At 52.8% G+C, this 2001-nt stretch carries 4 protein-coding genes and 1 tRNA gene; 4 read left to right on the forward strand and 1 reads right to left on the reverse strand.

Going from position 1 to position 2001, the window contains the following annotated elements; genetic code table 11:
* The 4 genes from BIS10_RS18535 to BIS10_RS18550 all read left to right on the forward strand — a co-directional run.
* The coding region (locus tag BIS10_RS18535; protein ID WP_253507704.1) for a pyrimidine/purine nucleotide monophosphate nucleosidase domain-containing protein at positions 1 to 177 on the forward strand (177 nt) is incomplete at its 5' end.
* A gap of 76 nt (positions 178 to 253) precedes the next feature.
* Positions 254 to 982, forward strand: coding sequence for a sulfite exporter TauE/SafE family protein (locus BIS10_RS18540; protein ID WP_083025966.1), 729 nt, complete (start codon positions 254 to 256; stop codon positions 980 to 982).
* A 113-nt stretch (positions 983 to 1095) separates the two neighbouring features.
* A complete protein-coding gene (locus BIS10_RS18545) occupies positions 1096 to 1296 on the forward strand; it encodes a hypothetical protein (RefSeq protein ID WP_083025968.1) in 201 nt (66 codons plus the stop codon).
* A 102-nt stretch (positions 1297 to 1398) separates the two neighbouring features.
* Entirely contained in the window at positions 1399 to 1587 is a 189-nt protein-coding gene (locus BIS10_RS18550) for a hypothetical protein (RefSeq protein ID WP_083025970.1), read from the forward strand.
* A 109-nt stretch (positions 1588 to 1696) separates the two neighbouring features.
* Here the strand turns inward: BIS10_RS18550 and BIS10_RS18555 are convergent.
* Positions 1697 to 1773 (reverse strand) — tRNA-Pro (locus BIS10_RS18555).
* Between the last annotated feature and the right edge of the window lie 228 nt (positions 1774 to 2001).

Below are 2001 nucleotides of genomic sequence, written 5' to 3' on the forward strand. Positions count from 1 at the left end.
GTGGCGGGTAACGTGAAAGAGCCGGGCATTCGCGCCATTGAAGCTCATGGCCCCTTCGAGCTCACCGCTGAGCCCGAATTGATGCAACGTTTAGATGCGTTGCTTAGCTCCTTTGTTGCCCAAGGGCGCATGAAGCTTGATGGCCAGCCCTATACGCCCTGCTACGTGCTTAGATAATCCCTTACTTAGATAATCCTTAGTAGCTTCACCCATAGCAGGTATCGCCCATGATACCTGCTTAAGGAAACTCGCCGTGATTATTGCACTGCTCACTTTCGTCATTGCAGGGATTGTTAAGGGAGCAATTGGCTCGGGAGTTCCGGTGGTCGTTGTACCTGTCTTGACCATGCTTTATGACGTTAAGCTGGCCATTGCCGTGCTGGTAGCTCCCAATCTTTTTAGCAATGCGCTTCAGGTATGGCAGTACCGCCAGCACCTTCTCCCCTTGCGCTTTCTACTCTCATTTGCCGTAGCCGGTGGCGCTGGCATTGTACTTGGCACCTGGGGGCTAGTAGTGCTCTCACCAACACTGCTATCGCTAGGCGTCGCTGCAGCAATTCTTCTGTATCTCATCATCAAGCTGGCCAAGCGTACCGCAACGCTACCATTTACGGTCGCAAAGCGAATTGTACTCCCCGTCGGTTTGTTGGCGGGTGTGCTTCAAGGCGCTGCGGGCATGTCGGCCCCTGCCTCAGTCACTTTTTTGAATGCCATGCAGCTTGAGCGTCGCGTTTTTATTGGCTCAATTTCGGTATTTTTCGTTGCCATTACCCTGGTACAAATCCCTGCACTACTCAGTGCTGGCATTCTTACGGGTGAGCGCACGCTCTACAGCCTGGGCGCATTGCTTGTGATACTCGCCGCCATGCCTATTGGTGCCCAGCTTGGCAGGCGATTACCCCACCGCTGGTTTGATAATCTCATTATGTGTTTGCTGGCGAGCATCGCCCTGAAAATCATCTTGGATGCCCTGCTGACATAACACCATTGCGCTAACATTCTGCACAATGATGCGAGAGCCGCTACACTGAAGCCTGTAATAACCGCAGTCACTCGCGATTATTGGCAGTTTCTTATCAAGGAAAGGAGTCACACATGGAGATGATTAACCAGTTGCAAGATGGCAAAACCAAAGCCTTCGCGAAGCACTGTTTTGAACGCTACTCCGCAGAGGAGCTCAATAGCGCTGCGGAAGGCTCACCCGACCACGCGGAAATGGAGCATTGGGGAATTACCGCAGGCCAATGGGAAGAAGCGGTAGCTACAGCACTCGCCGACCATAAAGCGCAAGGTTAATGGCCCCTCCCCAACAGAGCACATGGGGAAACAACATTCATCGAGCGAGGTAACTGGGAGTAATGAGACTCCTTTCTTACCAACAGGAACTAGGAGGTTCGCATGCGGAAATGGATTATGATGGCCCTCGCTAACTGGCTGCGTAAGCCAGAAAATCGCCAGAAAGCCAAAACAGCCTGGAACGATTTACGCGGCCGAAATAATGGAAAGCGAACGCCTCAGCAATCGCAAGCCACGCGGCGCGACTCATCAACGCCGCGCTCTAACGAGCCTTTCGATAACCGCCGCTAGCTTCAGTCCCAAACACGCCTTGACCCCTATCGCTGGGGCCAATTTTTGAGCTGAAATAGCAGGCATAAAAAACGGCCGCTGCGATAAACGCAAGCGGCCGTTTTAGTATTGGTCGGAGTGACAGGATTCGAACCTGCGACCTTTGCAACCCCATTGCAACGCGCTACCAAGCTGCGCCACACTCCGATGTCTGTTTGGCATTTGCCTCAAGACGGTGCGTATACTAGCGCTTTATTAGCCAAATGAAAAGCTCTTTTTGCGCTTTCTTTTCAAATGCTTGCCGTTTCGCCTGCCAACCGGCTAGCTGCTGGCTTCAATCAGCATCGTGGCCATGGCGTCATATACCTTTGGCGCAGTGACCAACAGCTGCTCTGGAAAGAGGTCGGCAGGTATGTCGGCGGGCACATCCACTAG

The organism is Halomonas sp. 707B3 (assembly GCF_024158645.1).
In the GTDB taxonomy this organism is placed as follows: domain Bacteria; phylum Pseudomonadota; class Gammaproteobacteria; order Pseudomonadales; family Halomonadaceae; genus Vreelandella; species Vreelandella lionensis.